Genomic DNA, 23423 nt, shown 5'->3' on the forward strand with positions numbered 1-23423 from the left:
GAAACTGGTTTGGGGCTCCATGTCATCGTGTCCATCGACGAATGTCGCGTGTGCGTCTGCGTCATCGAATGTGTCCCGAGCCGCGCACCGAATGCCGCGAGCGCTTGTTGCGATCTTCGCGTGCGCGGCGGGGCTGAGCGTCGCCAACGTTTACTACGCACAGCCCTTGCTCGATGCGCTGGCGGACGACTTCGGGATCTCGCGCGGCGCGGCGGGTGGTGTGGTGACCTCGACGCAGGCGGGGTGTGCGCTGGCGTTGCTGTTCCTCGTGCCGTTAGGCGATCAGTGGGGGCGCAGACGCCTCATGCTTGTGCAACTCGCGCTGCTGACGCTGAGTCTGCTGGCTGTGTCGACGGCAACGTCTGCCGTGGCGCTGCTGCTTGGCATGACGCTCGTCGGCATGCTGGGCACCGCGATGACCCAGGGCCTCATCGCCTACGCGTCGAGTGCGGCGGGTGAGCATGAGCGCGGACGCGTCGTCGGTGCCACGCAAGGCGGCGTGGTCGTCGGTTTGCTCTTGGCGCGGGTCTTGGCGGGGGGCATTGCCGACGTCGCCGGATGGCGCGGCGTGTATCTGGCGTCGGCTGCGGGAATGGTGGTGCTTGGCGTGGTGCTATGGCGCGTGTTGCCGCGTCAACCGACATTGGGCACGCGGCAACGCTACGTCGTGCTGCTGGCGTCGATGTTCCGTCTGCTGCGCGAAGAGCGCACCTTGCAGATTCGCGGCGTGATCGCGCTGCTGATGTTCATGGCGTTCAGCATTTTCTGGAGCGCTTTGGTGTTGCCGCTGTCCGCTGCGCCGTTCCACTTCTCGCATACGAGCATCGGGGCGTTCGGGCTCGTTGGGGCGGCAGGGGCGCTGGCCGCAGCGCGCTCGGGGTATTGGGCAGACCGCGGGTGGGCGCAGCGCACGACCGGCGTCGCTCTCGCGCTGCTAGTGTTTTCGTGGCTGCCACTGGCGGGCTTGCAGGTATCGCTGGGCTGGCTCATCGCGGGCGTGCTGCTGCTCGATCTTGCCGGACAGGCGATTCACGTCACGAATCAGAGTTTGATTTTTGCGGCGCGCACCGATGCTCCGAGCCGTCTCGTGGGGGCGTACATGCTGTTCTACGCGACGGGCAGCGGCTTGGGGGCGGTCGCAGCAACGGCAACTTACGCGGCTTTTGGCTGGAGGGGTGTGTGTGTACTCGGCGCGGGCGTGAGCCTGACGGCGCTGGCGTTCTGGGCGGCGACGTTGCGTGGGATGCCGGCCGCTGCTGCTGGCCGGCGTTAGCGAGTCTTCGCGCGTGACGGCTTGGCGACGGTGGCGGCGCGCGCCGCCGGCTTGTTGCCGAGCACGCCGGTCGTCTCCATGTCTTCGAGCCACGAGAGGGCATCTGCGTGGCGCAGGAAGTGCCGCAGATAGTCGGGCGAGACATCGTGCATGAGCGACAGCGCGCGGTGCACCAGATGGCTGGAATTGAGCGGCCCGGCGTTTTCCGGCACTTGGGCGAGCGACTGACGGAGATTGCCGTTGGTGCTGAGCTTCGACCACGTTTCGCGGAAGTATTCGAGAACATCGAGGTCTTCGAAGGCGTCGTCGGTAGAGATGACCGTCGGCGTGACGGGTACGGTCGTCGGCGAGGGGGACACGACGGGGCGTTTCTGCGGCGCCGACGAAACGCTGCCCGGTTGAGCGGCCTCGCGCGTCGGTTGCGTCTGACTTGCCGGTGTTGCAACTCGGCCTCTGTCAGGTGCCTTCGCCGGCGCGGGGCGCTCTCCTGCGCCTACCCGTTGCGCGATGTCGGCCGTGAGTACGGCGAGCGGCGACGATGCAGGCTGTGAGGTCTGACGGCTTTCATCGGAGGGTGCCATCGGCGCGTCGCCATGCGATTGCACGAATTCGTCTACGAGCGTCTTCAACCGCTCGTCGAGCACACGTCGCACGTCCCCCGTGTAGGCACGGCTGCGCAGCGCCAGGGCTTCGATGCGATGAAACCGTGCCGGGTCGCGTTTATCGACGCCTTGCATCCGCCACGCGGCGAGTTGCACGGACAATGCGTCCGATGCCTCAGGCGTGGGCGTTTCCGGTGTCGCAACCGTTTCGTCGTGCTCGACGCGCATCGCCTCACGCATGGGGCTTGCCCACGCTGCTGGCGCTGCTGCGCGGCATTGGCGCGATCTCCACGCGCCGGTTCTTCGCGCGGCCGGTTTCGTCGGCGTTCGACGTGACGGGTTGCTCGGCACCGAACGCCGCCGAGAAGATCGATGACGGCGGCACGCCTGCGGCAATCAATTCGCGGGTGACGGTGAGTGCTCGCTGGGCTGACAACTCCCAGTTATCGGCGAATCGCCGGTTCGTCTCGCGCACCTGCTGATCGTCGGTGAAGCCGCTGACCATGAGAATTTCGTCGCTCGCACGCAGATAGGCGCTCAGCGGGGCGGCCAGACTGCGCAGCACTTCACGCCCCTGTGGCTGCAACTGGTCCGAGTTCAGCGCGAAGAGCACGTTGCCGCTGATGCCGATGCGGCCGTTCACGAGTGTGACGCGACCACCGGCGAGCGGCCCGGCAAGCGCGTGCTCGAGTGTCTGACGGCGTTGTGTTTCGGCGCGCCGCTCCTTCACTTCGCGTTCGAGCTTGGCGGACAGTTCGATCTGCATGCCGATCACGCCCAGCATGATGAGGACGAACGCGCCGAGCATCACCGACATCAGATCGCCGAAAACGGCCCACGTCGGCGCTGCGGCACCGACATCGCCGCTATCCGCGATATCCGCGTCGAAATCTTCCCTCATGCTGCCACGCTACCCGGTTGTGCCCGCGTTTGCGCCAGATCCTGAAGGTTCTCGAGGATTTGCTTTTGCGACATCACACTCAATTCCACCACCTCGCGCGCCTGCGCGACGTAGTAGCCAAGCTGTTCGTCGCTGCGCGCCATCGACTTGTCGAGCGCGGCTTCGATGCGTTGCAGATGCTCGAGCAATTGCGTGTTCGATTCGCCGAACGATTGCACGGCTGCCCCGAAGGCATCGCCAAGGCTGGCGATTTCCACGGCGCTGCCGGTGACCTGTGCCGACGCGGCGGCGAGCTTCTCTGTCTGAGCGGCGATGGCGTCGCCCAGGTTCGTGCCGGCGCGCTCGAGCAATTGCGCGGACGTCGTGACCAGTTCGTCGACGGCGGCGCGTTGCTCGTTACCGGCGTGCTTGACGGTGTCGAGCAGCGTGCCCAGCGTGTCGAGCAGACGCGAGCGTTCGTCGAGCATGGCGTTGTCGCGCACCATGCTGTCCGAGAGCTTCTGACGCAGTTCGCCGATGATCTCGGCGGCGGCCTTCGGCGCTTCTGACGCGGTTTGCACGAGACGGGAGATTTCGGCAATGGTATCGCTGGCATTGGCGCGTGTCTGTTCGGACATGTCGAGCGCAGTGCGGGCGAGCGTGTCGCAGATGGCCTGTTGCTGGCTGGCGGTTTGCGCGCCGACCTTCTGCCATTCCGAGCGCAGCGTGGCGAGTGTGCCTTCGAGCGTTTCGGTCCACGCGGACAGGCGCTGCGTTTCGCGCTCGGCGGTGGCGTCGTGATGCGCGGTGTTGGCCGCGTTCAATGCTTGCAGCAGCGACGCGCTGTGCTCCGTCAATGCGCCGGTCGTCGCGGCGACGAGTTGCTGGTTGCCGTCGGCCAGCCGCTCGCTCGTGCGTGCGTGTTCTGCAATGGCGTCGCGCCATGTTTGCGCGACGTTTTCCGACGTCGAGTCCATCTGTGCCGAGACGCTTTGCAGCAGTTGCGAAGCGCGCGCCTCGAAGGTTTCGGCAAAACGCACGAGTGCGCTGCCCAGATCGCGTGCGAGCGCATCGTTTGCGGACTGCTGCGCCGTGAGCGCTTGCTTCCATTCCCCGGACACGACGGCGGCCGTCTCCGACACGCTGTGCATTGCGCCCTCGGTGCGCTGGCTCATGCCGTCGATCAGGTGGGCCGAGCGTTGCTCGAAGGTCTCGGTGAAGCGGGTAAGCGCGGCGGCGAGTTCGGTGTTCAGCGCGGCGTTGGCCTGCTGTTGCAGCGTGATCGATTGATCCCACGCCTGCGCAACCCGCTCATGTGCCCCGGTGACATTACCGCTGGCGGCGTCGAGCTTGGTGGCGACGTCGGCAAGCAACGTGTGGGAGCGGGCTTCGAACGTTTGTGCGAAGCGTTCCAGCGCGATGCCGAGATCCTGTGTGAGGGCGTCGTGCGAGCGCTGTTGTTGGGACAGGGCTTGCTCCCATGCCTGAGCCACGGTCGTCTGGGCAGTCGCAATGCTGCCCGCGGCGTTATCGAGGCGCGTGGTGACGTCGGCGAGCAGGCCGGCGGAACGTGTTTCGAAGGTCTGGGCAAATTGCGCGAGCGTCGTGCCAAGATCCTTGGCGAGCGAGTCGTTGGTGCGCTGTTGCGCGGCGAGCGACGTCTTCCAGGTTTGGGCGACTCCGGCATGGGCGCTGCTGACTTGTCCGGTGACGGCTTCGAGGCGTGTGGCGACATCGTCGACCAGGCGCGCCGCGCGCGTGTCGAACGTCTGCGTGAACTCCCCCAAGGCGGTGCGCAGACCGGTCGCGAGCGATTCGTTGGTGCGCAATTGAGCGTCGAGCGAATCTTTCCAGACATTCGCCACGCGTTCGGTGGTGGCTTCGAAGCGATCGGACAGGCCGTCCATTCGATCCTGCATCGCACCGGCGACGGTCTGATGCCACGATGCCGTTTCACGCGCGAGACTCGCCATCGTCGCTTCGACTTCCGGCCGGATGGCGGCGCCGGCGGCACTTGCCGTAGTGGCCACACTGTCCTTCAGGTATTGCTGCATGGCGCTGGTGAGTTGGGCGTAGGACGCGTCGGTCTTCGCGTGAAGCGCGTCTTGATTGGCGGCGAGCCGTTCGCCAAGCGCCTGACTCTGGCGCTCCATCGCGACCATCATGTCTTGCAGCCGGTCGACGAGGGCGGGCATGACCGTCGCTTGTTGCTGAAGGAGTTGCAACGTGGTTTCGCGTTGATGCTGCTGCGAGAAACCGCGCAACGTCGTGACGATACGGGCGTCGAGCGATTGCACGACTTGCGCGCGTTGCTTACGGGCGAGCGCGGCCAGCAGGCCTAGCATGGCCGAGGTAGCGACACCGGCCACCGACGTGCCGAATGCGAAGCCGAGGCCCTTCACCGGAGACGCCAGCGAGGCACGAATTGCTTCGAGATCGGTGGCGCCTTCGAGCGCTAGTCCGGTGCCGCGCAGCGTGGCTGCCATGCCGAGGAAGGTGCCGAGCATACCCAGCAGCACGAGCAGTCCGACGAGGTACGGCGTGAGGGCGGGGCCGGGCAGGCCAACGCGCTCGCCTTCGACGCGCAGGCGCACGGCGGTGCGCAGTCCGGCCGGGAGCGTGTCGAGCCACGAGGGCAGCGACGCGGGCGCTGCGTTCAGGCCGGAGACGGCATTGGCGAGGGCGTCGGTCGCTTGATGGAAGCGTTTGAGTTCGAGGGCGCCGATGAGATAGACGGCGGCGATCAGCAGGGCGACGGCCAGCGCGAGGGTATTGGTGCCTGCATAGCCGATGGCGATCCAGCCGACGACGGCAAGACCGGCGACAAAGGCAACGAGATCAACGAGGTAACGGGTCATGTTGTCCGGGTTCACTAACGTTTTCGCCGGGGTGAACCGAAGCGAGGGCGGCGATCAGCCCTTCGATCGGTTCAAGGCGTATATCCAGTTCCGCAAGCAGAATGCTTTGCATGTCCCGGTGGAAGGTGTCGAGCCACGTGCCGGCGGGCGCAAGCGGCGGTGCGCCGGGCGCGCGTGGGGCGGCCATCGCCGCCTGCTCCGTGTCGCGCAGCCGCACGAAGTGCGCTTCGAGCAGATTCGGCACGCTGGCGAGCAGTGTGCGCTCACGTGTACCCATGACGCGCTCCATGACGGTGTCGACGCTGGCGAGCCGCGCGGTGTCCGGCGACTGCGCGGCGAGCTGCCCGCGCAGACGGGTGCGCAAGGCGCTGATTGCCGTGTCCATCGTCTGCTGCGACGTCGCGTAGCGTTGCCGATAGGCCGGAAACTCCGCGAAGGACGCCGCCCGCTGACGCTCGGCGGCGCTCAATGCCCGGATCTGCCCGCCGGGCGCGGCGGCGAGACCGCAATCGCGGGCAATCGCTGCGGCGAGGTCTGCGCGTACGCGTGTCAGTTCGCTTGCCGGGCCGTGCGCAGCCGAGCGCACGCCGGACATTGCGGCGGGCGGAGGGGCTTTGAGGGCCGACGACAGGGCGATGGCGTCGGTCCAGCCAACCCACTGACTCATGCGGTCGGACAGCGACGGCGCAGCTTCGGGCGGCGTGAACGTGCTGATACGGGCCAGAGAGCGGATGAGGGTGGGGGCGCTGATAACGGGACGCCGGGGCACTTGCACCATTCCACTGAGGGGTCAAAAACCCAACAGTTTACACTGCGCGCGCCTCCCCTTTGCCGCTTGACGCTCAGGCGGGGGGCTTGACGGGCGTGATGAGGGCGGTTCGGCGACTCGTCACGGCCAGACGGCGGCTGTCTGGTGCCGTCTGGCCGCCGTGTGCGACGGCATTGCTACTGCGGTTAGCTCTGGCGCATACGCCGACTGTGATTTATCTCAGTTTTCGCGACCTGCTGCGGGGTATATCGTTGACCCAACTCGCGACAAACGCGAAACAACGAAGCAAACACTGGAGGTGTGAAATGGGCTGGGGACTTCTTTGCGACGGATTGGTGACAGTAGGTACGTGGGCAAGCCGGGCTGCACCGGTGGCCAAGTTCTTCTCCGATATGGCTGATCTCTTGATGTAAAGCGCGATAAGCGAAATCAAACTGAACAACGAGTGGAGGTGTGAAATGGGCTGGGGACTTCTTTGCGACGGATTGGTGACGGTGGGTACGTGGGCAAGCCGGGCTGCACCGGTGGCCAAGTTTCTCTCCGACATGGCTGATCTCTTGATGTAAAGCGCGATAAGCGAAATCGAACTGAACAACGAGTGGAGGTGTGAAATGGGCTGGGGAATTCTCTGCGACGGATTGGTGACGGTGGGTACGTGGGCAAGCCGGGCTGAGCCGGTGGCCAAGTTCTTTTCCGATATAGCCGGCATTTTCATGTGAGATGCCTCGGAAAGCGGTGTACACAGCCTCGGGGGTTTGTGCGAGACCCGAGCGAAGGAAAGGCAACAGGCTGGCGAGATCGGGGGGGCCGCCATCGCGGCACCGATCTACAGCGGACGATTCAGCAGTGAGCGGAATTTGGCGGCAGAAAACAAAAAAGCCGTCACGAGGACGGCTTCTTCGAAGAATTCTGGAGCGGGCGATGGGAATCGAACCCACGGCTCTAGCTTGGGAAGCTAGGGTATTACCATTATACGACGCCCGCGAAGAGCGCCATTTTACGCGGGGTTTGGGGAGTTTGGCAATCTGGGTGTTTTGTCGGTGTGTATGATTCTACGGACGTACCCCTACTGGTGGTCGATGCGGCTGCAATCGGTGGTCATCTTGGGCGGCCTGACCCAGCGGGATAGCGAGGAAAGAAAAACATAATAATTATCTGTTCTGTTATCCCACTCTTGTTTGGTTACCGTGCGAATCCCACAAGACGAAATGAAGAAAATTGGGCTGCTGACGAATCCAGCTACCTCATCGTCAAATCTTGAACAGCGATTGATCTCGATGGTCCGGTCGTCGTGGCTGATGCCTGCGCTAGTCGCAGTGCGTGAGCTCGGGCTCCCTGAGGGATGTATTGGCGCGGGAGCGGTCCGGAACCTTGTTTGGGACTCGCTGCACGGATATCCGACGCCTTCCGTCTTGCCCGACGTCGATGTTGTGTATTTCGACCCGAGTGATACGACGTTGGACGGCGAAGCATCCCCACGCGAAAAGCTGGTGCAGGCGTTGCCGAATGTGCCGTGGGAGGTGACGAATCAGGCACGCGTGCATCTCTGGTACGAACAGGAGTTCGGGGTTGCCGTCGCGCCGCTACGTTCAGTCGAGGACGCCATCGGGACGTGGCCTGAGTTTGCCACCGCTGTTGGGGTTTGCCTGGGTGACGACGGAGCTATCGATGTCATCGCGCCTCACGGACTCGACGATCTATTCGGCATGATCGTGCGGCGAAACCCCGCGAGAGTGACGGAGACGGTCTATCGGGAGCGTTTGGCTCAGAAGCGCTACCGTGACCGATGGCCCGGGGTCACCATCATCGACGTATAGCCATCGCACGACACCGCGCGCCGTTCAAACTCGCTGTTGGTAGACGTTGACGAGTTCTACCACGTCGATCCCGAGGGCATCACCGATATCAACGAGTTCGGGAAGATCAAGCCGGCACTTGCCAGATTCGTAGTCGAGAAGGAAGGCTTCGGGTTTCCCGAGGCGAGCTAATATCATCAATTACCGCTCTTCCGATAGAGCGCGAGCCCACCGGCGAGCGAGAACATAACGACGGCGCAGGCGCGGTTCAGGTGTCGCAGGCCGCGTGCGGTCATCAGGCGCGCGGCTTGCACGCCACCGGTGGCATACAGCGTCATCACCCCGATATCGACGACAGCCGACACGACGGCCAGCACGGCATACTGCGGTGCGAGCGGCATCGAGGTATCGACGAACTGCGGCAGGAATGCCGAGAAGAACAACAGGATCTTCGGATTGGTCAACGCGACACCGAAGCTGCGCAGGAAGACGCGTCGCGCGCTCAGATCCGACTTGATGCGCACCTGGCTCAGATCCTGCGGATGGCTGCGCCACAACTGAATGGCGAGCCAGACGAGATAGGCCACGCCGACCCATTTGACCGTTGCAAATAACGACGCCGACGCCATGAGCAACGCGCCGAGTCCCGCGCCCACGGCGGCGACGACCAGCATGTCGGAGAGCGCCGCACCGCACATTCCCACGATCACCACGCGCCAGTTACCCGAAACGCCATTCGCCAGCGCGAGCAGCGTGGTGGGGCCGGGAATCAGGCCGCCGATCAGGGCGGCGGTGGCGTAGATCGCGAGCGTGGAGAGTTGCATGACGAAATATCAGTGACTGGGAGCAAACGCCAGTCTTGCAGATACCGTCGACGGCGGCAAGCGCCCCACGCCTGCTTCTAGCCGATATGCGCCGCGTACCCCGTCTGCCCGGTGGCGATATCGTCTTTGAGCGTAAGCGCCGGAATCTCGTACGCCCCGTGGTTCTGCCTGCGGTAGGGAATGGGGGGCGTCGTGGCCAGCGTGTCGAGACGCTCGCCAAGCTCGCGCTCGATCTGCGCAAATCGCTCGGCATCGACTCGGCCAGTACGGAAGGCGACGTACGGCGGCAGGATGTCGAACCCCGGATAGAACAGCATGCCGTGCTGAATCGGGAACAACACGTCGTCGATCGGCCCGTTGATGCCACGCGCGCTGTAATGCGAATCCCAGCCACCCGTCGTCACGATCAGCATTGCTCGCTTGCCCGCCATCGATCCTTCGCCGTAGCGGTCGCCCCAGTGCGTGTCCGAGTGCTCGCCCACCCCATACGCGAAGCCGTAGGCGTACACCCGGTCGATCCACCCTTTCATGATCGCTGGCATCGAGAACCACCACAGCGGAAATTGCAGAATGAGCGCGTCCGCCCAACGCAGCTTCTCCTGCTCACGGGCGATATCGGCTCGCTGCGCGCCGCTCTCGAACGCCTGCTTCGAGTCGAGCGACGCGTGAAACGGTTCGCTCGGGTCGCGCTCGGGGGCGTCCTGTTCGTCGATAGTGGTTTTCCACTGCATTGCATACAGATCAGAGACCTGCACGCGGTGCCCGGCGGCTTCCAGACGTTGCACGGCAAAGTCACGGATCGCGCCGTTGAGCGATTGCGGTTGCGGGTGGGCGTAGACGATCAGCACATTCATTTTCAAACTCCACTGCCATGCGGCACATTCGGTTCAGGGAACGAATGCAGAGTAGGCGTACGGACGGTATATTGGAAATGAATTCCTGATATGCCAGGTATAACCGTGATTAATTTGCACCGTATCGATCTGAACCTGCTCGTCACGCTCGACGTCTTGCTGGCCGAGCAGAACGTGACGCGTGCCGCCGAGCGTCTGTTCATGTCGCAACCGGCCGTGAGCGTGCATCTGGCGAAGTTGCGCGACTTGCTTGACGATCCGCTGTTGCTGCCGGGGCCGCGCGGCATGCGTCCGACCGCGCGCGCCGAGGCGTTGCGTGAACCCCTGCGCGACGCCCTCGAATCGCTCTCGCGCGCCGTGGCGCCTGCGGCCCCATTCGAACCGGCGAACGCTGGCCTGACTTGGCGCATTGCCGCCACCGATTACACCGAATCGACGATCGTCCTGCCGCTGCTGCAACGTCTGCGTGCGGATGCCCCACACACGCGACTCGCCGCCCTCGATCTGGCGCCGTCGCATTTCGCGCGGCAGGCGGAGCAGGGCGTTATCGATATCGCCTTTCATACGACGGAAGATGCACCGGAAGGACTGCGTCGCAAGGCGTTGTTCACCGAGCGGTATGTGCTGGTGGCACGTCAAGGCCATCCGAAACTCAAACGGCGTCCGACCATCAAGCAATTCTGCGCACTGGAACACGCCATCGTGTCGCCCGATGGCGGGGGATTTCATGCGAGCACCGACGACGCGCTCGCACTGCTCGGCGCGTCGCGCCGCGTGGTGCTGTCGGTGCCGCATTTTCTATTTCTGCGCTCGGCACTCGCCAGCACCGATCTGGTGGCGATGGCGCCCGAGCGGCTGGTTCGCGCCGATCCCGCGTTACAGGTGATGGCCCCGCCCGTCGACCTCGCGGGTTTCGAGATCTCGATGTACTGGCATGAACGCGTGCATCGAGATCCGGCGCATCGCTGGTTGCGCGAGTGCATCGAGAGCGTTGTGTAACGGATTCGGCTCGCGCATCGGGGCGATTGTCAGCTTGTCAGCGTGGACGAACGAGCGTGCGACGCTCGTAGTCGAGCGATCCCATCTCCGCCAGACGGCTGATCGTGCGTGATAGATCGCGCCAGTCGCTCAGGGCATCGAGCGCAGGAATGAGCGGTGCGTCCGAGGCGATCAGCAGCGTGCGTCGACGGTCGTAGCAGATGTCGATCAGCCACAGGAATCGTTGCAGCGTATCGGGGCGTTGCAGGCGCTCGACATGCAGGTCGTCGACAATCAGCGATTGCCAGTGCTCCGCGAGCGCGAGGTAATCCAGATGCGAACGATGAGCGACGCACAAATCGTCGAAACTTGCCCAAAGCACACGGTTTCCTGCGCTTCGTGCCGCCAGCGTACGACCCGCCAGCACCACCTCCGACGGTGCCGATGTGGGCATTCCCTCCAACTCGACGTAACGCGCGGGCAAGACGTCGCGGGCATATTCCAGTGGCGCGATCCAGCGCGGTAGCCGTGCCGCTTCACCGCCCATGCGGTAATCAGTAGCGCCATCGAAATGGATAATTGCGAAGCGTTGCAGAATCACCGAGATGGTCGGTTCGAAACGTCCGTGAAACTCGGGGTCGGGTAGTAACTGCTGCGGTGCGTAGTTCGACGTCAGCACCAGCCGGACGCCGCGCTCGAGCGCCATGTCGAGAAAGCGGCCGATCAGGAAGGCGTCGGCGATGTCGTGGACGTGAAACTCATCGAAACAAAGCAGTTCGACGCCTTCGAGCCATCGGTTGGCGACGGCAGCGAGCCGGTCGTCGCATTTCGGTTCGCGCACGAGTTGGCGGTGAATGTCGCGCAGGAATTCGTGAAAGTGCACACGCCGTTTTTCGCACACGGCGATGGCAAAGGCCGCGTCGACGACGAGGCTTTTGCCGCGCCCGGGCAAACCGTAGCAATACACGCCGTCAAAGGCGGCTTGACTCGTGCTTGTGTCCGTCAGCCGGGCAAGCGCAGCGATGGTTTCGCGTTGACGAAGATCGGGGCGGAGGTGGCGCTCGGCTAGCGCTTGCGTTACGCGCGCGGCGTCGATCATGAAAGGGAGACTCCGGATAACAGAGGCCAGCGCATGGCCAGCCAACGAGCGTCACTATACCGGCGCGACGCGACGGCGGCCAATGCGAAATTCGGCGCGAGGCTATCGCATTTCGGCATTGCTGGTCTGCTTTCTGGCGTACGCAGAATGCTGCTAGAATCGCCGCAGGCTGATGTTGCCTGCCGCTCGCACCCGTGTCCGGGATCGGTGAAAGCATCGCAGGAGTCGCATGTCCGTCCCGTTCATCAGGCGACGCGCATCAGCAACGCGAGCACTGATCGAATTCGTCGCCACCGAACACTAGCAAGGATGGCAAACATGCGAACCTATCTCGACGCCAAGATCATGGCCAAGTCCCTGCGCGAGCGTCTCGCGCGCGAGGGCATCGACATTTCCCGCGCACAAGCTCTGGAATCCGTCGCCGCGCAGTTCGGCTTCACGGACTGGAACGTGCTCGCCGCCAAACTCGCGTCTGCCCCGGCGGACGGGATCGTCTTCGACACCGTCGCGCCGATTCACCGCATCTTCGACGAAGCGAAGGCACGCGAATTCTATGTGGACTTTCTGGGGTTCCGGCTCGATTGGGAGCACCGCTTCGCCGACGGTATGCCCCTGTACTGTCAGGTCTCGCGCGCCGGGATGACACTGCATCTGTCCGGCCATTTCGGCGACGCGAGCCCCGGCGCGACGACGTTCGTCTTCATGCGCGGCGTCGAGGCATATCAACGCGATCTGTCTGGCAAGCGCTATCCCAATATGAATCCCGGCATCGAGGCGCTCGACTGGGGCAAGCAGATGACGGTGACCGATCCGTTCAATAACCGTATCCGCTTCTGCGAACCCAGCGACTGAGCGCACGGCCCCCTTCGAACGGTCATCGCAGTGTGTGGCGATGACCGTTGACGCCATCCTCTCTCATTGCCCGTAGAGCGGCCCGTCCCAACCGTCGAGATACTTGGGCAGATCGTCCTGCACGTCCAATACGCGATGGCGATAGAACAGATGCATCGACGGTTGCAGGCCGGCGGGCAGCCTCGCGTCATGTGCCCGCGCAAGCAATGCATTCGGCACGACGTGCATCTCCAGACGATTGGTGCCGTGAAGGGTCTCGCCGCACGTGGCGCAGAAGCGTCGCGACATCTTGCGCGACGGATGCGAGAACGAATGCGTGGCGCCCGCGATCGCCATTTGCGACGGCGCCCAGGCGGTCGCCGCCAGCACCGGCGTGCCGTAAAAGTCGCGGCAGGCGTTGCAGTGGCACAAGGCGCGTGCGGCGGGCTCGCCGGTGAGTGTCATCGAGACGCTGCCGCACTGGCAGGCTACAGTGATCGCTGCGGTTCCCGGGGTTGTCGTGTCGCTCATAAGAGTCTATCGAGGGCGAAGGGGCGCACGTGGCGCGACGGCGTAAGCATACGAGGATGCTCCGGGCGCGTGTCCCTGCCGAAATTGGCGGGTTGCGCATTCTTCGGGATACCCCGCTGTTACCGGGGTAGTGCGCAAGGATGCGGTGAATGCGCTAACGTATGTGCTCTGCGTATGTCCGTATCCCCAAAAGAGGAAGTCAGGCATGTCTCATCCCTTCGATCCAGAGCGCTATTTCCGGCGCATCGGCTATACCGGCCCGCGTGAAGCCACGCTCGATGTTCTGCGCGCCGTGCACTCGCTGCATCCTCTGGCGATCCCCTTCGAAAACCTCGACCCGATTCGCGGCCGGCCGGTCGAGGTCGATCTGCCGTCGGTCGTCGCCAAGTTGCTCGACGGCGGACGCGGCGGCTACTGCTTCGAGCAGAACGCCTTGTTCGCCAACGCGCTGACGCACCTGGGGTTCGCCGTCACGCCATTGATCGGGCGCGTTGCATGGGGACGTTCGTTCGATGCGGAAGCGCCGCTGACGCACATGTTGTTGCGTGTCGATCTGGACGGCGAGGCTTGGCTGGCCGATGTCGGCTTCGGCTCCGTGACCCTCACAGCACCGCTGCGCCTGCAATCGGCACAACCGCAATCGACCTTGCTGGAAACGTTTCAGTTGGAGGCGGTCGGTGCGGGCGATGGTGCACCGCCCAGCGAGTATCGTTTGAGCGTGCGCTCGGCACAGCGGTGGCTGCCTGTGTATCGTTTTACGCCGAAGCCCGCCGAATGGATCGATTACAAGCTGGGCAATTGGTACACGTCGAGTGCGCCGGACTCGATCTTCCTGAATCGACTCATCGCATGCCGTGTGCTGCCTCAGGGGCGAATCGCCTTGCTCAACACAACGTTCACGGAGCGCTCCGCACAAGGCGAACTCGTGGCGGAAACCAATATCGCATCGGGCGCGCAACTCGCGCAGATTCTGGGGGAGCGATTCGGTCTGACGCTCGACGGCATCGATACCGATGCGCTGTATGAGCGCGCGAAAGCGTGCGCCGCCAAGGCGGCCGGGTAACGGTCATGGCAATGGCTTCCTGTCGCGCGTTTGCGTGAAAAGAAAAGGCCGCCTCCCGAGAGAGGCGGCCTTTGTCATTGCACTGCGTTATCTGTCGATGTGTGTCAGTGAGCCGAAACCGTGCCTGGCCACATCCGCACCACGAGTGCGCCGAGGGCGGCAAGCGTGGCGAGCGACGCGACGCCCGTCCAGCCCCAGTGCGCCAGCGCCTGAGCACCGAGCGCCGCGCCTATTGACATACCGATGAACACGCCGACAAAGAGCACCGCGTTCAGACGGCTGCGGGCGGCCGGCTCGATGCCGTACACGATCGTTTGATGCGATACGAGCGCCACTTGCACCCCAAGATCGAACCCGATGGCGGCCAGGCCAATCAACCACAACTGGGCGTGCGCGCCGAGCATGGGGGCGAACAGCATCGCTGCAAACGAGACGGCCACCAGACCCGCACCGAGACGCGTCACGATCTGCGGCCCGCGACGATCGGCAATACGCCCGGCCAACGGTGCGCCGAGTGCACCAGCCGCACCCGCCAGACCGAAGGCGCCCGCCGCAGCGGCCCCCAGATGGAACGGCGCGTCGTGAAGCATCACGGCCAGCGTTGACCAGAAGGCACTGAACCCGACCGACAGCAAGCCCTGTGCCACAGCGGCACGGCGCAACGCCTGATGACGCCGCCACAGGCTGGCCACCGAGCCGATCAACTGGCGATAAGTCATCTGCGTCGTCGTATGGAATGACGGCAGACCGCGCCACGCCACGACACCAAAGCCGGCCACGCTGATGGCGGCGACGACGTACATCGCACGCCAGCCAAAATTCTGCGCGACGAAACCCGACACGACCCGCGAGAGCAGAATGCCCAGCAACAACCCGGTCATCACCGTGCCGACCACCCGGCCCCGGATCGATTCGGGGGCGAGCGCGGCCGCCGCAGGCACGATGTCCTGCGCCATCGTCGCGGTCAGGCCGATGGCCAGACTCGCGGCGAGCAGCGTGCCGATGCCCGGCGCGAAGGCAGCCAGCAGCAGCGCGAGCGTGAGAATCGCGCCCTTGACCAGCACGATGCGACGCCGGTCGATGATGTCGCCAAGCGGCACCAGCAGCAGAATGCCAAGCGCGTAGCCAAGCTGTGTGAGCGTGGGCACCCAGCCGACGGTCGTGTTGGCCGCGTGGATGTCGTCGGTCATGATGCCGAGCATCGGCTGAGCGTAGTACAGCGAGGCGACGGTCAGGCCGGTGCCGGTGGCCAGCAACAGGATCAGCCGGGCGGACAATTCGGGCTGAGGCCGGACAGCGGCCTCAGCCGTACTGTTCTTGCCGGCCGCATCGCATGTTTGAGCGGAACTCATTTAGGGGGACTCCGGTAGCAAAAGTGTGGGCGTAGTGTCTCGCTTGGTGCGGTGCAGCGGTAGGCCTATAATCCGTACAACATTTATACGTGACGCGTATGACAGAACCCCTTCAACCCCCACCCGCTACGACCGACGCTTCCGCCAGCCGGGGCGGAGGCGCCGACCGCGTCGAGCTGATGCAAACGTTTGTGCGCATCGTCGAGGCTGGCAGTCTGTCGGCGGCAGCAGCGCGGCTCGGTACCACGCAGCCGACCGTCAGCCGGCGTTTGCAGATGCTCGAGCGTTCGTTGGGGCTCCGGCTGCTCCAGCGTTCGACGCACCGCATGAAGCTCACGGAAGACGGTGAGCGTTGCTTCGCGCGAGCGAAAGAACTGGTGACGAGCTGGGAGGCATTCGAGGCCGATCTGCGCGGCACGGGCGACGACCCGGAGGGCACCTTGCGCGTGCTCGTGCCACATGCTTTCGGACAGGAAATGATGGTCGGACCGCTTGCGGACTTTCTCGAGCGCTACCGGGGAATGAAGGTGCAGTGGATCTTGCAGGACCGCGAGCCGGATTTCATCGCCGAAGGTCTCGACTGTGCGATCCATGTGGGGGAACTGCGAGATCCGTCGAATGTGGCGATCTCGTTGCTCGATGTGCCGCGAATCGTCGTGGCGTCGCCGGCGTTGTTCAAGGGACATGTGCAGCCCGCGCATCCGTCCGATCTGGTTGCATTACCCTGGCTCTCGCACTCGACGTTCTATCGCAACGAGATCACGCTCACGCATGAGACAACCCGCGAGGCGGTGCGCATCGCATTCGATCCGCGCATGAGTACGGACAATCTCTATGCGTTGCGCAGTGCCGCAATACGCGGGCTCGGGGTGGGGGTCTGCTCCGCATGGGTGATGGCCGAGGATGTGGCGCAGGGGCGTCTGATCCAGCTTGTGCCGCAATGGCGCCCGACGCCGTTGCCGATGTACATCATCTATCCATATGCGAAGTACTACCCGGCACGTTTGCGCCGCTTCATCGAAGTGATGCGCTACGCCATTCCCCCTGTGATCGATGCGGAACAGCGCAAGGTTCGTTGATCAGATCAACTGCAATTGCCCGGCCTTGCCTTGCAACAGGGCGTCGTTGCGCTGCGCGGCGGCGCGCAGATAGTCCCATAGCACCGTAATGCGCTTGAGCGTGCGCAACTCCTCATGGCAGTAGATCCAGAAGCTGCGTGTGACCGCCACGTCGTCGACGAGCAACGGCACCAGCCGGGCGTCCTGCGCCGCCATGAAGCAAGGCAGGATCGCCAGCGCCTCGCCCTGCAACGCGGCCTGATATTGCGCGATGACGCTCGTGCTGCGCAGCACGATGTGGCATCCGGGCACGACGTCTTCCAGATAGCGCAACTCGTTGCTGAAGCTGAGTTCGTCGACATAGCTGATGAACCGGCGCCCGCTCAGATCCGCGAACGTTGCGACCTCGCCGTATTGCTTGAGATAGCCGGGCGTCGCGTACAACTGCAAGCGGTAGTCGCACAGCTTGCTGCACACGTATGGGCCGCGTTGCGGACGTTCGATGGTGATCGCCAGATCGGCCTCGCGCTTCGAGAGGCTCACGAAGCGAGGCACCGGCAACACGTCGAAGTCAATGGCGGGATATTCGCGTTGGAAGTGTGAGAGCACGGGTGTGACGAAATACGTGCCGAACGCTTCCGTCGACCCGATGCGGACATGGCCCGAGAGCGTTTGTCCCAAACCGGCGACTTGCTCGCAGGCCGATTGCAGTGCCGTCTCCATCTGCTCGGCGTGAACGAGGAGTTGCTGACCTTCCGGCGTCAGGGCGAAGCCCGCGTTGCGCGATTTGTCGAACAGCAAAGTGCCGAGCGACTGTTCCAGCGCCCGGACACGCCGCGAGACCGTGGTGTGATCGACTCCCAGACGCTGCGCCGCCGCACTCACCCGCTGCGTACGCGCAACCTCCAGAAAGTACCGAAGATCGTCCCAGTCGGGACGTGGCTCCGCGCTCGAAGCGCCGACGATGCCTGACTGCCGTGTCGTTGAGGTGCGAGCCATCGCCCGATCTCCTGTGTGTATTTATGCACAAAGTAGATGCAGATTTTCGCTATGTAAAGCAAATTCGCACAAATACAATTTATGAGCGCTGCGCATAGACGACGGCGACGAAAGCATAAGAGACCTGAAAGGATCTGAAGGAGACAAAGCGATGAAGATGAAGCCGTGGCTGCTCGCGCTGGGACTCGGCGCGGGCCTGGGATTGACGTCGGTATCGGGGATGGCCGAGTTGCCGAACCGTCCGGTGAAGGTGGGTGTGCTGACCGACATGTCGGGCACGTATTCCGCGATGGGGGGCGGCGGGTCGGTCGTGGCGGCGCAGATGGCCATTGACGATTGTCTGGCGGCCGAATGCAAGGGCATGAAGATCGATCTGGTCTCGGCCGACAACCAGAACAAGGCCGATGTTGCCGCCAACAAGGCGCGCGAATGGTTCGACCGTGACAACGTCGACGCGATTGCCGATCTGACGAACTCGGCCGCCGCGCTCGCCGTGCAGAAACTCGCGCTGGACAAGCAGCGCGTCGCGCTGTTCTCGGGCCCGGCGACCACGCGTCTGACGAACGAAGATTGCTCGCCCACGGGCTTTCACTGGATGTTCGACACCTACTCCCAGTCGGCGGCAACCGCGCGCGCCGTGGTCGGCGACGGCGGCAAGTCGTGGTATTTCATTACCGTCGACTATGCGTTCGGGCATTCGCTGGAGAAGGACGCCGCCGATATCGTGAAGACGCTCGGCGGCACCGTGGTGGGCCAGTCGCGGCATCCGCTCAATGCCTCCGACTATGCGTCGTTTCTGTTGCAGGCGCAAAGCTCGAAGGCACAGGTCGTGGCGCTCGCCAACGGCGGTCAGGACACGGTCAATGTGCTCAAGCAAGCGCGTGAATTCGGCATCGTGCAACGGGGGCAGAAGCTCGCGGCGCTGCTGGTGTTCCTCTCGGATGTTCATGCGCTGGGTCTGAACACGGCTCAGGGCCTGTTGTTTACCGACGGCTTCTACTGGGACTTCGACGACGCGTCACGCGCCTGGTCGGCCCGCTTCCAGAAAAAATACAAGGATCTGAAGCCGACGATGGTGCAGGCGGGCGTGTATTCGAGCGTGCTGCACTACCTGCGCGCGGTGGCGGCGACGAAGAGCGTGGAGGCGAAGGTGGTCGCGCAGAAAATGCGCGAAATGCCGATCCGGGACCCGATCATGCACAACGCGTCCATTCGTCCGGACGGCCGCGTGATTCACGACATGTACCTGTTCCGTGTGAAGTCGCCCGCCGAGTCGAAAGGCCCGTGGGACTACTACACCAAAGTCGCCACCGTGCCCGCGACGGAAGCCTTCCAACCGTTGTCGAAATCGACCTGCTCGCTCGTGAAGGCGAACACCGCAGCGAAGTGAGCGCCGGCTGATCGCGATGGCGCAGGCCCGGCCCCGATTGCCTATCTTGTAATTGCCGGCGGCGCTGCGTGCCCACTTGCCGCAGCCCGCCATTGCCCGAACCCCGAAGTGGCGCAAGCCCCGAATTCTTGCATTCGTTTCGATCTGGAGAGCCTGTCATGTCCCTACCTACCCTTCCGCTGCTCATCGACGGCAAACGCGTCGAGTCGAAAACCTCGCAGTGGCGCGACATTGTGAACCCGGCGACGCAGGAAGTCGTTGCCCGCGTGCCGTTTGCGACGATCGAAGAACTCAACGCGGCCGTGGCGTCGTCCAAGGCGGCTTACAAAAGCTGGCGCAATACGTCGCAAGCGAACCGCATGCGCATCATGCTGCGCTTTCAGCAATTGCTGCGCGATCACACGGGCGAACTCGCCGAACTGATCACACGCGAGCACGGCAAGACGCTGCCCGACGCCGAAGGCGAAGTGGGTCGCGGCCTCGAAGTCGTCGAACACGCATGCGCCATTGCGTCGCTGCAATTGGGCGAGTACGCACAGAATGCCGCCGGTGGCGTCGACGTCTACACGCTGATCGAACCGCTGGGCGTGTGCGCGGGCATCACGGCTTTCAACTTCCCTGTGATGCTGCCGTGCTTCATGTTTCCGCTCGCGGTGGCAACGGGCAACACGTTCGTGCTCAAGCCGTCGGAGCAAGATCCGAGCGCATCGCTGCGTCTGGCCGAACTTGCGCTGGAAGCCGGTCTGCCGCCGGGAGTGCTTAACGTCGTGCACGGCGGCCCGGACATCGCCAACGCCATCTGCGATCACCCGGATATCAAGGCCATATCGTTCATCGGCTCGACACATGTCGGCACGCATATCTATCGTCGCGCTTCGGAAGCGGGCAAGCGTTGCCAGGCGATGATGGGCGCGAAGAACCACTGCGTGATCCTGCCCGACGCGGATCGCGAGCAGGCCATCAACCATTTGCTGGGGGCGGCGTTCGGCGCGGCGGGCCAGCGTTGCATGGCAACGTCCGTCGCGGTGCTCGTAGGCGAGGCACGCGAGTGGGTGCCCGAGTTGGTGGAGCGCGCACGTGCGCTCAAGGTGGGGCCGGGTACCGATCGCCGCGCGGATCTCGGCCCGGTGGTGTCGAAGCCGGCGCGCGCGCGCATCGAGAAACTCATCGGCGCCGGTGTGGAAGAGGGCGCGAAGCTGTTGCTCGACGGTCGCGGTCACTCGGTCAAGGAAGCGCCGGAAGGCAACTTCGTCGGCCCGACCATTTTCGATGGCGTGACGGCCGACATGTCGATTTACCGCGACGAGATTTTCGGACCGGTGCTGTGCATGACAGGGGTCGATACGCTCGACGAAGCGATTGCCTTCGTCAACGCGAACCCGAACGGCAACGGTGTGGCGCTGTTCACGCAGGACGGCGGCGCGGCGCGTCAGTTCCAGAACGAGATCGATGTCGGTCAGGTCGGGATCAACCTGCCGATTCCGGTGCCGGTCGCGTGGTTCAGCTTCACCGGTTCGCGCGGCTCGAAGCTCGGCGATCTTGGGCCGAACGGCAAACAAGCCATTCTGTTCTGGACGCAGACCAAGACCGTGACGGCGCGCTGGCAAGCGCGCGGTACCGGCCCGTCGGGCGTGAACACGACGATCACACTCAAATAACACGCCTTTCCTACGGATTTCGGAGACAGACGATGGCTACGGAAACTCAACCAGCAACGTTGCGCGTCGCGTTCATCGGCCTTGGCAACATGGGCGGCCCGATGGCGGCCAATCTGGTCAAGGCGGGGCATGCGGTGCGCGGCTTCGATTTATCCGGTGGGGCAGTGGAGCGGCTGGCGGCCGCCGGTGGCCGCGCCGCGACGTCGATTGCCGATGCCGTGCGCGACGCGCAGGTGGTTATCACGATGCTGCCTGCCGGCGAGCATGTGCTCGCGGCATACGATGGCCCGGAAGGGGTACTCGCGAATGCTGCGTCAGACGCCGTGCTGATCGACAGCAGCACCGTGCCGCCGGAGATTCCCCGTCAGTTGGCCAAACTCGCCCGCCCGGGCACGCTGCTGCTCGATGCGCCGGTCTCCGGCGGCACGGCGGGCGCGGCGGCCGGCACGCTTACCTTCATGGTGGGCGGCGACGCGGCGCTCGTCGAGCGCATGCGGCCGCTGCTCGGCAACATGGGACGTGCGATTCATCACGGCGGCCCGCTTGGCGCCGGGCAGACGCTCAAGCTTTGCAACAATATGCTGCTGGGCATTCTGATGGCCGGCACGAGCGAGGCGCTGCGTCTGGGCATCGCTAACGGGCTCGATCCGAAGGTGCTCTCGGCGGTCATGCAGCAAAGCTCCGGGCGCAACTGGACACTGGAGGTCTACAACCCGTGTCCGGGCGTGATGGAGAACACGGCGTCGTCACGCGGGTACACGGGCGGTTTTGCGACCGATCTGATGGCGAAGGACTTGCGCCTAGCCCACGGGGCGGCCGAGACCAGCGACGTGGCGACGCCGCTTGGCGATCTGGCACGCCGCATCTTCGAGGTACATCGGGCGAACGGCCATGGGGCGCTCGACTTCTCGAGCATCTTCCAGGACCCGGTCACGCTGGCGCAGGCGCTGGATGTGAAGTAATTCCTGCCCGGCGAGACAGACAAACGCCCGTTGGCTTTGCGGCCGGCGGGCGTTCTCTTTTGCGGAGGTTCGTCGCTGAGCGCCGACGAGGCGGCGCGTCGTCACGTCAACCGGCAATCAGACGGTGCAACTGGTCGAGTTCCTGATTGAGCACACGTTGTTCGTCGCCCGACAGGCCGCCGCCGTGTTGCGCTGCCATGTCGCGGGTTTCCTGCGCAATGGCGTCCAGGCGGCGGTGCAATTCATCACCGCGCGGCGGCGGGTAATAGCCCAGATTCACATGATTGTCGATATCGCGCGATTCGTTGCCGATGCGGCGGTCGATCTGCTCGCGCCGTTGTATGGCGACGGTATGCGGATCGGGCTCCACGATGACTCGCGCAGCGGGGGCTGGCCGTGGCGGTTCTATCACGCAGCCCGACAAACTGCCGATAACGCCCGCGAGTCCGGCGAGCAACGCGATGGCGGCCCGTGCGCGAGTCTTGCGGGGCGCCATCGCGGAGGGAATGCGAGAAGTGGAGTGCGCGACGTTCATGATCGTTATTGGCCCTTAGCCCTTATCTACGCCAAGACGGCGTATTGGCATTCTCACTATCCGTGCGAGCGCCGGATAGCGATGTTGCAATCGGTTGCAACCATTTCAAACCCGTCAATATGGGCGTATCATCGCGCCGCAGCGGCTTCCCCCCACAGCCTGCCTTTCCGCGCTTGCGAGCGCCTTTGTTGCCATGATCGTTCGACCCAATCTGCATTGGCTGCGCATGCTCTTCGTCGTGCGCGGCTCGATCTTGCCCAAGATCGCCCCGCAGCTCATTTTCACCACGATCATTTCGATAGTTGTCACACTCGCCCATGGGCGCATCTTCGAATGGAAGATTCCGCTCACGTTCATTCCGTTCTCGCTGATCGGCATAACGCTCGCGATCTTTCTCGGTTTTCGTAACACTACGAGCTACGCTCGCTACTGGGAAGCCCGTATGCTCTGGGGCAGCGTGCTCAACGAGACGCGTGCATTGGCCCGTCAGTCGATGACGCTGGTGTCCGATACCTCGGATTCGCCGCGCTTCGTCTCTTATCTCATCGCCTTCGTGCACAGCATGCGCCATCAGTTGCGCGGCACCGATCCCCGCGCCGACTTCGAACGGCTACTCGGGAAGGAAGAGGTGGCGTGCCTCGCGCGCAAACAGTTCAAGCCGATCACGATCCTGCTCATGGCGGGGGAGTGGCTGCGAGAGCGTCGGGTGCTTGGGCAGATCGACGCACCGCTCGCGCAGGTCATGGAAATGCATCTGGATCGTCTGGGCGATGCCATCGGCGGCTGCGAGCGGATCGCGACCACGCCGATTCCGTTCACCTACGGCGTGATCCTGCACCGCGTGACCTATCTCTACAGCTTGTTGCTGCCGTTCGGGTTGGTCGACTCGATCGGCCCGATGACCCCGGTGATCGTGGCTTTCCTCTCGTACACCTTCTTCGCGCTCGAAGCCGTCAGCGCCGAAATCGAGGAGCCGTTCGGGCTGGAGCCGAACGACCTCGCGCTCGACGCCATGTCCGAGACGATCGAGCAATCGCTGAGCGAAATTCTTCACCGCCAGCACACGGCCCGCGTGCGTGCGCGCGATCACCACATCATCACTTGATGCGTC

The 23423-nt window shown here is 63.9% G+C and carries 22 protein-coding genes and 1 tRNA gene; 11 read left to right on the forward strand and 12 right to left on the reverse strand.

What is annotated here, in order from left to right:
• Positions 1 to 91 precede the first annotated feature (91 nt).
• On the forward strand, positions 92 to 1273 hold the full coding sequence (locus PHO31112_RS09435; RefSeq protein WP_150620280.1) for an MFS transporter: 1182 nt from the start codon (positions 92 to 94) through the stop codon (positions 1271 to 1273).
• Here the strand turns inward: PHO31112_RS09435 and PHO31112_RS09440 are convergent.
• From PHO31112_RS09440 to PHO31112_RS09460, 5 genes are all read right to left on the reverse strand, one after another.
• Positions 1270 to 2115, reverse strand: coding sequence for a DUF2894 domain-containing protein (locus PHO31112_RS09440; RefSeq protein WP_150620281.1), 846 nt, complete (start codon positions 2113 to 2115; stop codon positions 1270 to 1272). The genes PHO31112_RS09435 and PHO31112_RS09440 overlap by 4 nt on opposite strands.
• Entirely contained in the window at positions 2108 to 2776 is a 669-nt protein-coding gene (locus PHO31112_RS09445; RefSeq protein WP_150620282.1) for an OmpA family protein, read from the reverse strand. Before PHO31112_RS09445 ends, PHO31112_RS09440 begins: the two co-directional genes overlap by 8 nt.
• Positions 2773 to 5613, reverse strand: a complete 2841-nt coding sequence (locus tag PHO31112_RS09450) for a DUF802 domain-containing protein (RefSeq protein ID WP_150620283.1) — start codon at positions 5611 to 5613, stop codon at positions 2773 to 2775. Before PHO31112_RS09450 ends, PHO31112_RS09445 begins: the two co-directional genes overlap by 4 nt.
• Positions 5594 to 6391 carry a DUF3348 domain-containing protein gene (locus PHO31112_RS09455; RefSeq protein ID WP_150620284.1) on the reverse strand — a complete coding sequence of 266 codons (798 nt, stop codon included), beginning with the start codon at positions 6389 to 6391 and terminating at the stop codon, positions 5594 to 5596. Before PHO31112_RS09455 ends, PHO31112_RS09450 begins: the two co-directional genes overlap by 20 nt.
• A gap of 901 nt (positions 6392 to 7292) precedes the next feature.
• Positions 7293 to 7366, reverse strand: a tRNA-Gly gene (locus PHO31112_RS09460).
• A 224-nt stretch (positions 7367 to 7590) separates the two neighbouring features.
• Between PHO31112_RS09460 and PHO31112_RS09465 the strand changes: the two genes are divergently transcribed.
• Complete coding sequence (locus PHO31112_RS09465; RefSeq protein WP_246177903.1) at positions 7591 to 8199, forward strand: nucleotidyltransferase family protein; 609 nt, start codon at positions 7591 to 7593, stop codon at positions 8197 to 8199.
• A 36-nt stretch (positions 8200 to 8235) separates the two neighbouring features.
• Positions 8236 to 8370, forward strand: a complete 135-nt coding sequence (locus PHO31112_RS27905) for a hypothetical protein (protein ID WP_281355090.1) — start codon at positions 8236 to 8238, stop codon at positions 8368 to 8370.
• Between the two features lie 5 nt (positions 8371 to 8375).
• Here PHO31112_RS27905 and PHO31112_RS09470 read toward each other — a convergent pair whose 3' ends face one another.
• Positions 8376 to 9002: a LysE family translocator gene (locus tag PHO31112_RS09470; RefSeq protein WP_150620285.1), complete on the reverse strand. Its 627-nt coding sequence runs from the start codon at positions 9000 to 9002 to the stop codon at positions 8376 to 8378.
• A 77-nt stretch (positions 9003 to 9079) separates the two neighbouring features.
• A complete protein-coding gene (locus tag PHO31112_RS09475) occupies positions 9080 to 9856 on the reverse strand; it encodes an NAD(P)H-dependent oxidoreductase (protein ID WP_150620286.1) in 777 nt (258 codons plus the stop codon).
• 90 nt (positions 9857 to 9946) lie between these two features.
• Here PHO31112_RS09475 and PHO31112_RS09480 point away from each other — a divergent pair, with 90 nt between their 5' ends.
• Positions 9947 to 10855, forward strand: coding sequence for a LysR substrate-binding domain-containing protein (locus PHO31112_RS09480; RefSeq protein ID WP_150620287.1), 909 nt, complete (start codon positions 9947 to 9949; stop codon positions 10853 to 10855).
• Between the two features lie 37 nt (positions 10856 to 10892).
• On the opposite strand, the gene zapE is transcribed toward PHO31112_RS09480, so the two are convergent.
• Positions 10893 to 11933, reverse strand: a complete 1041-nt coding sequence (zapE, locus tag PHO31112_RS09485; protein WP_150620288.1) for a cell division protein ZapE — start codon at positions 11931 to 11933, stop codon at positions 10893 to 10895.
• Between the two features lie 318 nt (positions 11934 to 12251).
• Here zapE and PHO31112_RS09490 point away from each other — a divergent pair, with 318 nt between their 5' ends.
• A complete protein-coding gene (locus tag PHO31112_RS09490) occupies positions 12252 to 12785 on the forward strand; it encodes a glyoxalase superfamily protein (RefSeq protein ID WP_150620289.1) in 534 nt (177 codons plus the stop codon).
• Between the two features lie 63 nt (positions 12786 to 12848).
• Here the strand turns inward: PHO31112_RS09490 and PHO31112_RS09495 are convergent, their stop codons facing one another.
• On the reverse strand, positions 12849 to 13295 hold the full coding sequence (locus PHO31112_RS09495) for a GFA family protein (protein WP_150620290.1): 447 nt from the start codon (positions 13293 to 13295) through the stop codon (positions 12849 to 12851).
• Positions 13296 to 13500: 205 nt separating this feature from the next.
• On the opposite strand from PHO31112_RS09495, the gene PHO31112_RS09500 reads away from it, so the two are divergent.
• Positions 13501 to 14358 carry an arylamine N-acetyltransferase family protein gene (locus PHO31112_RS09500; protein ID WP_150620291.1) on the forward strand — a complete coding sequence of 286 codons (858 nt, stop codon included), beginning with the start codon at positions 13501 to 13503 and terminating at the stop codon, positions 14356 to 14358.
• 104 nt (positions 14359 to 14462) lie between these two features.
• Here PHO31112_RS09500 and PHO31112_RS09505 read toward each other — a convergent pair whose 3' ends face one another.
• Complete coding sequence (locus tag PHO31112_RS09505) at positions 14463 to 15710, reverse strand: MFS transporter (protein WP_150620292.1); 1248 nt, start codon at positions 15708 to 15710, stop codon at positions 14463 to 14465.
• Positions 15711 to 15808: 98 nt separating this feature from the next.
• On the opposite strand from PHO31112_RS09505, the gene PHO31112_RS09510 reads away from it, so the two are divergent.
• Positions 15809 to 16789, forward strand: coding sequence for a LysR family transcriptional regulator (locus PHO31112_RS09510; RefSeq protein ID WP_217427018.1), 981 nt, complete (start codon positions 15809 to 15811; stop codon positions 16787 to 16789).
• On the opposite strand, the gene PHO31112_RS09515 is transcribed toward PHO31112_RS09510, so the two are convergent.
• Complete coding sequence (locus tag PHO31112_RS09515; RefSeq protein ID WP_150620293.1) at positions 16790 to 17767, reverse strand: LysR family transcriptional regulator; 978 nt, start codon at positions 17765 to 17767, stop codon at positions 16790 to 16792.
• 151 nt (positions 17768 to 17918) lie between these two features.
• On the opposite strand from PHO31112_RS09515, the gene PHO31112_RS09520 reads away from it, so the two are divergent.
• The 3 genes from PHO31112_RS09520 (at position 17919) to mmsB (ending at position 21777) form a co-directional block, all read left to right on the forward strand.
• Complete coding sequence (locus PHO31112_RS09520; protein WP_150620294.1) at positions 17919 to 19157, forward strand: ABC transporter substrate-binding protein; 1239 nt, start codon at positions 17919 to 17921, stop codon at positions 19155 to 19157.
• Between the two features lie 158 nt (positions 19158 to 19315).
• Positions 19316 to 20815, forward strand: coding sequence for a CoA-acylating methylmalonate-semialdehyde dehydrogenase (locus PHO31112_RS09525; protein WP_150620295.1), 1500 nt, complete (start codon positions 19316 to 19318; stop codon positions 20813 to 20815).
• A gap of 32 nt (positions 20816 to 20847) precedes the next feature.
• Positions 20848 to 21777 (forward strand): 3-hydroxyisobutyrate dehydrogenase, encoded by a 930-nt coding sequence (gene mmsB, locus PHO31112_RS09530; protein WP_150620296.1) that lies wholly within the window; start codon positions 20848 to 20850, stop codon positions 21775 to 21777.
• A 106-nt stretch (positions 21778 to 21883) separates the two neighbouring features.
• On the opposite strand, the gene PHO31112_RS09535 is transcribed toward mmsB, so the two are convergent.
• Positions 21884 to 22273 (reverse strand): hypothetical protein, encoded by a 390-nt coding sequence (locus PHO31112_RS09535; RefSeq protein ID WP_425495172.1) that lies wholly within the window; start codon positions 22271 to 22273, stop codon positions 21884 to 21886.
• A gap of 232 nt (positions 22274 to 22505) precedes the next feature.
• Here PHO31112_RS09535 and PHO31112_RS09540 point away from each other — a divergent pair, with 232 nt between their 5' ends.
• The gene (locus PHO31112_RS09540) at positions 22506 to 23417 is read left to right on the forward strand and encodes a bestrophin family protein (RefSeq protein WP_150620297.1); all 912 of its coding nucleotides are present in this window, start codon (positions 22506 to 22508) and stop codon (positions 23415 to 23417) included.
• Positions 23418 to 23423: the final 6 nt, after the last annotated feature.

Source organism: Pandoraea horticolens, from assembly GCF_902459555.1.
GTDB classification, from domain to species: Bacteria; Pseudomonadota; Gammaproteobacteria; order Burkholderiales; family Burkholderiaceae; genus Pandoraea; species Pandoraea horticolens.